Annotated in this window: 7 protein-coding genes; 1 reads left to right on the top strand and 6 read right to left on the bottom strand. The window is 37.1% G+C overall.

The window, feature by feature from the left end:
• Positions 1-40 precede the first annotated feature (40 nt).
• Complete coding sequence (locus tag CRT24_RS01545) at positions 41-2,023, top strand: putative porin (RefSeq protein WP_257213921.1); 1,983 nt, start codon at positions 41-43, stop codon at positions 2,021-2,023.
• Between the two features lie 326 nt (positions 2,024-2,349).
• Here CRT24_RS01545 and arsB read toward each other — a convergent pair whose 3' ends face one another.
• From arsB to CRT24_RS01575, 6 genes are all read right to left on the bottom strand, one after another.
• On the bottom strand, positions 2,350-3,381 hold the full coding sequence (gene arsB, locus CRT24_RS01550; protein ID WP_099369490.1) for an ACR3 family arsenite efflux transporter: 1,032 nt from the start codon (positions 3,379-3,381) through the stop codon (positions 2,350-2,352).
• A 3-nt stretch (positions 3,382-3,384) separates the two neighbouring features.
• On the bottom strand, positions 3,385-3,999 hold the full coding sequence (locus tag CRT24_RS01555) for a protein-tyrosine-phosphatase (RefSeq protein WP_099369491.1): 615 nt from the start codon (positions 3,997-3,999) through the stop codon (positions 3,385-3,387).
• Positions 4,000-4,017: 18 nt separating this feature from the next.
• Complete coding sequence (locus tag CRT24_RS01560) at positions 4,018-4,482, bottom strand: DUF6428 family protein (RefSeq protein ID WP_099369492.1); 465 nt, start codon at positions 4,480-4,482, stop codon at positions 4,018-4,020.
• A gap of 87 nt (positions 4,483-4,569) precedes the next feature.
• A complete protein-coding gene (locus CRT24_RS01565; protein WP_099369493.1) occupies positions 4,570-4,899 on the bottom strand; it encodes a helix-turn-helix transcriptional regulator in 330 nt (109 codons plus the stop codon).
• Positions 4,900-5,347: 448 nt separating this feature from the next.
• Complete coding sequence (locus tag CRT24_RS01570; protein WP_099369494.1) at positions 5,348-5,821, bottom strand: IclR family transcriptional regulator C-terminal domain-containing protein; 474 nt, start codon at positions 5,819-5,821, stop codon at positions 5,348-5,350.
• A gap of 54 nt (positions 5,822-5,875) precedes the next feature.
• The coding region (locus tag CRT24_RS01575; RefSeq protein ID WP_144034477.1) for a transposase at positions 5,876-6,140 on the bottom strand (265 nt) is incomplete at its 5' end.

The raw sequence follows: 6,140 nt of genomic DNA on the forward strand, positions 1-6,140 counted from the left end.
ATTTTTGAGGGCATAAAAAATTTGTACCGATCTGTTGAGTATGCTTAGAAGGTTGCTGTTTGTATTGATATTGTTTAGTCTTGTTCCTAAACTCTACGCCCAGACTGAAGATGAATTCAGCTCTGCATTGGATTCTGCACGAAATGCTGAAGACAACAAGAAAGATTCCGTAGTGTTTACAGCTAAATATGTGCGCTATACTAATCTCGCAACCATGAAGAAAGGAACCAAAACCTTTCAGATAGATACTTCGCATGTCAATTTTCAATATTACAATAAACAGAACCTCCCTTGGAATCCTTCCATTCACTTAGGAGCTTATGGATTGGCAACCCGTGACTTATTGTTTACTCCTAATAAATCCATTGGTTTTCAGTCTGGTTACCATGCCTTGGAAAGATACTTGGTACATCCCGATTCAATTCTTTATTATAGAGCTCGAGCAAGATATTCGGAACTCTATGCCGTAGGATTTTTCTTCGATGACCAGGTGTTTCGTGCTAAGCTTGCGCAAAATATAAATCCACACCTGAATATCGGAGCAGAATATCATGCAACCAATACGGATGGTTTTTATAACAATCAGCAATATAGCGATCGTAAAGGTGCAGTATTTGCCTGGTACGAATCTCCGAGCAAAAGATATAACCTCCTTTCAAATTTCACTTTCAATACGTTGGATGCTACAGAAAATGGATCTGTCAGGAATGATACCCTCTTTAGAGATACCTCAAGTAATACCTCGCCTTCAAGATATCCAGTTCGGTTGGATGGTATTCAAGCCAATCGTCCTTATAACAAATGGAAAGACTTGGGATTTTTCTTGAGACAATCATATTATTTGGGAAGAATTGATACAGTGAGCGGGCAAGGGCCGGATGCTGAGATTCATCCAACCAATGTCGTAGCCCACAATTCGAGCATTCGCCAACAGAAGTTTATCTTTTTCAAGAATCAAGCGGATCTATACAATGCATTTCCATACAATAACTTGATTCGGGTAGACGATACCACAAAAATTACAACCATTAGCAATGATTTCACCTATAGTTTTTACCTCCGCGGAAAGAGTTTAAAGAATGAGGCCAAGGTCGAACTAGGGTTCCAGAATGATCTAATATGGTATGCTGACAGTGTGTTGAGCAAGTTTTATCAAAACAGTATGGTGAAAGGGGCCATCGGATATAAGTTCTCTGACCGGGTTGATGTGAAATTCAGTGCCAACCAGATTGTCGTTGGTCGTAACATGGGCGATTTCCTTTACGAAGCCCACGCTGATGTTCATCTGAGCGATGTGTTGGGGAAATTGAGGATTGGTGCCTATTCGCAGAATAAGTCGCCAGAAATGATATTCGAAAATGCCAATCTCGCTTATCATTCCTGGAAAGAGGAAGACCTAAACTTGGACAAGATCAAGACTCAAAATCTTTCCTTTCAATATGCAAACAATAAAGTTGGGTTCTCAGGGAAATTGGAATATTTCCTGATCAACAACTACACCTATTTCAAAGAATTGCCTAATCCAACAAACAATCTGCTGATCAGCAAACAAATCGAACCTGCCCAAGAAGGTAATTTGAATTTATTAAAACTAACAGTAGAACAGAATTTCAAGTTCCGCAGGTGGAATTTGGATAATAGGGTAGTTTATCAAAAATCCGATAAAATGGATGTTTTGGCAACGCCTGAGCTTTATACATGGCACAGTTTATATTATGCAAATATCTTGTATAATGTTATGGATTTTAGGATCGGAATGGATGTAAGGTTCAATACTCCATTTCGTACACCTTCATACTCCATTAACTCTGGACAATTCTACAATGACAACCTTGGCATTGAGTTCTCAACCTACCCAGTTGCCGATGTTTGGTTTACAGGAAACATCGACCGCGTGAATCTTTTTATTAGTTATAACTTCGCCAATCAACATGTATATCCTCGTGGATATTACTCTGTTAGAAGATATCCAATGACTCCTGCATACCTGAGATTCGGGGTGTCTTGGAAGTTTTATGATTAAAAGTAGATGTGAGATGTGAGATATGAGATAGGGGAAAGGAATTGTGTTAGACAATAGACATAAGACAAAAGACATTAGAAGGATGTGAGATTTGAGATATGGGATATGATCAATAAAGAATTTAAATGGCTGGTAGAGATACCAGCCATTTTTTTGTTCTGAGTTTTATTTTGGGATTAAGGATTTTGTTTCTCCAATGTTTGTACAATACAGGTGAAGAAGAGCGATAGCAATCTGAACAGAATGTAAGGGTAGTTTCTAGACATGGTGTCAAAATGAAGACTATAGTGGCTATTCAACGAACACTTTTAGAGTTGTGGATTTTTTCAACTGTAGTGCTTGCTTTTTAGCCACAAACTTGCCTTAACTAATAATATCAGAACTGGCACTTCTACAAGTGGACCTATTACTCCTACGAATGCCTGGGGCGAATGAATGCCAAAAACAGCGATGGCTACAGCAATTGCCAATTCAAAATTGTTTCCCGTGGCTGTAAATGCAATTGACGCATTTTTGTCGTACGGAATATTTAAGGATTTGTTGATAAAAAAGCTTGCGAAAAACATTAAAACAAAATATATGATTAACGGTATGGCTACTTTTATTACGTCCATTGGCAACTCTACAATTTTATCGCCTTTCAGACTGAACATCAATACGATTGTAAACAATAGTGCATATAAAGTAATGGGCGATATTTTGGGTATGAATGTCCTGTTATACCATTCTATACCTTTTGATTTTACCAATGTGTATCGACTTATAAATCCTGCTAAATAAGGAATCCCCAAATATATTAGAACGCTTTCTGTTACATCCTTCATTGAGACATTTATGTTGAAATTGGCTAGGCCTAATTTATTGGGAAGTATATTGATAAACAGCCATACCAGGAAACTGTAGCTCAATATCTGAAATATGCTATTTAAGGCTACCAATAATGCCGTATATTCCCTATTGGCTTTTGCCAAATCACTCCATACAATAACCATTGCAATACACCTTGCCAAACCAATAAGTATCAATCCTGCCATATAGTCGGGCTGATCCCGTAAAAACAAAACTGCTAAACAAAACATCAATAATGTCCCAATAACCCAATTCAAGATTAAAGATATTCCGATTACTTTTACGTCCTTAAATGCTTTCGGCAATATTGAATAATCGATTTTTGCCAATGGTGGATACATCATCAATATCAAACCAATTGCTAATGGAATATTTGTCGTACCTACAGACAAGCTGTCTGTTACTTTTGAGATATTAGGAAAAAAATGCCCCAAACTAACGCCTAAGGCCATTGCAAGAAATATCCATAAGGTGAGGTATCGGTCAAGAAATTTTAGTTTTGGCTGCATTTGTTAACGGTTGATTTTTGAAAAAACATAAAACATTTCGGTTGCTATCTGTAAACTTCTTTGCGCATATACTTTTAACTGTTCCGGTGTATCATCTGATATTTTAGGATCTTCATAAGTGATAGATATTCTCTTTTCTGCTCCTACAATAAAAGGACAGCCACTGTCTGCCTGCGAACAAGTCATTATTGCGGCGAATGCTGATACTGGGTTAAATGGGCTATCATATTTTTTTGAAAAACCGATGATAGGCAAAGCATTATCGCTGTGTTTTATGGCATACACGGGATTATTATTGTCGGCAATTTTAAAGATGCAAAAGCCCTGATTAGTCAATGTTTCTGCCACTTTCGGGAATAGTGCAGTTTCTTCAGTACCACCTGAGTAACAATGCACATTTAGTATATTGAAATACGAACTTGCAGTCTGTGCCCAAACCTGAGATAGATGGCTCCTTCGTGAATTATGAGTACAAATGAAATTAATATTTATCTCCTGCCCACTATCTGTTTTTTGCTGTATATAATCTACCAATGGTTGTAGAGAGATTTTGCGTTCTTCGAGGATGCTTTCGAAATTGAGATCCTTGGCAACTGTCTTGTTTAAATCTTTGTACATTAGAATAATTTTAAATGTTTAGCAACAGCCCGAATTAGGAGTACAACAAGAATTGTTCAGTTCTGATAACTTTACTTTTTGTTTTTCGACAGGAATTCCACAGGCATCTTGCGCAAGACACGCTGTTTGTTTGTTTTTAAGTACAAAATGATTTGTGTTAAAATCCAAGTCAAACTTTCCAATGGTTTCACCTTGATATTCAACCTCTATCTCAGCATCTTCAATGCCTAATTTTTCTTCAGACAGCTTTATAATATTCAATAGTTTGCTAGGTTTCAATCTATGGTCAAAGTCGTTGGCATCCCATAATTGAAAATTAACAACTTGTTCATTTCGGATCGTTCCACCACAATCAATAAAGCGTTTTATAATAACCCCCACTTCTGTAACATGAAAGTGTTCGGGTACAAATTTTCCGTTTTCTAATTGAAATTCAACATTTTGTAATGTTGGCAAGATTTCTTTGATTTCTGATAATTTCATAATATTTATTTTTTAAATGAGGAATTGATATTTTAAAGTTTAAACGTTATATAGCAATATAACGATAATAAAATATAAAAAAATGCCTTAGCAGCACTGCTTGATTTTTACATCCTGATTGAAAAAGGAATTAAATTCTTCTTGAAACTGCTTCCAAACCTGTTCTTCAATACAGTAACAAACCGATTTTCCTTCTATCGAACCTTGAATAATTCCTATCGCTTTCAATTCTTTTAAATGTTGGGAAATAGTTGCCTGCGCTAATCCCAATTCCTCAACAAGATCATTACAAATACATGCTTTTTGATTGATTATATATTGAAGAATTGCTATTCTGGCAGGATGCCCTAAAACTTTTAGAAGTGATGCAAGCTTATTTTGCTCATCCTTATATATTTCTGTTTTTGTAACTCCCATTTCGATATAAATTTACATCGTAATATTACGATATTGAATTCAAATATAAAAGGATTTTTATTTTTTATTCAAGAAATTCAAAAAATAAGGTCTTAAAGTCAATTAAAAAGTAATCTAAAGAGTTGGAATATAACATAGAATCTTTTATATGAATATCTATGGTTTTGATAGGGGTCTTGTTCGAGACTCGTTATTCTTTCATTCGCAGGTTTTTCGGACCTCGTTCGGACCTTGTTCGGATCACATCCGAACAAGGTCCGAACGAGGTGTGGATGAGGTCCGAATGAAAGAGGACGGAGAGAGGGATTAAACTGGAAATAGGATCATTAGGAATTAGACTGGCAAGGAAATTCCAGAAAACGAGAATGGATGAATTAAGTTAGAAAAAAGAGGCTCCGTATTGGGGAGCCTCATAGAATTGAATATTAATATTGTCTAAATCTCAGATTTAATTATTGTCTTTCGGTTTCCATCCACCTAATTCGGATAGTTTTCGTCCGGCTTCTTTGAGGGGTTTAGCTGGTTTGGCATCCATTCTGTCATCGAATACATCCATTTTTCCCATGATGGTGATACCAGCATAGATCATGTTTGAAAAGTCGAATATTGGTACGGAAAGGGATGTGAAATCTGACAGCAGTTGCCCTCTGGAATTGCTGACACCATTTGCACGGATATTGTCCAGCATATCGTAAACATCTGATAGTGCTACAGGTCTCCCGTTGATACTACCTTGTTTTTCGATTTCTTCGACGATAAATGGTTCAATAAAGGACAGAGGTAAGTGAGCAGCGAAATTTTTGCCCTGTGCAGAAGTTAGCAATGGTAAGACACTGCCTATTCGGAGGTCAAAAATCTTCTGTGAATATGGTCCGTCGACTCTGTTGACGATGGTTGGTCCACGATTTCCCCAAACCCCCAAGAATACAGTTTGACCTTGAACGGATCATACCGAAAGTTTGGGGGGTAAAGACTTTTAAGCATACAATTTCATCACTCTGTACAGGAAGAATGTTGTGTCCCTTACGCCACGGAAGACACTCCTGAAAGCTTTGAGTTTTGCATTGAATGATTCTGCCGATGCATTAGTACTTCTGTTGTCGAAGTAATGGAGAATGTATTGATGATGAGCTGCAATGGATCTTGCTACGCTCTCAAAGGAAGCAATGCCCGCATTCTCAACCTGATTATGCCACAGGCCTAGTTTGGTAAATGCGACCTTTTTGTCCCGGCATTTGTTG

Source organism: Sphingobacterium sp. 1.A.5 (assembly GCF_002734235.1).
GTDB lineage: Bacteria > Bacteroidota > Bacteroidia > Sphingobacteriales > Sphingobacteriaceae > Sphingobacterium > Sphingobacterium daejeonense.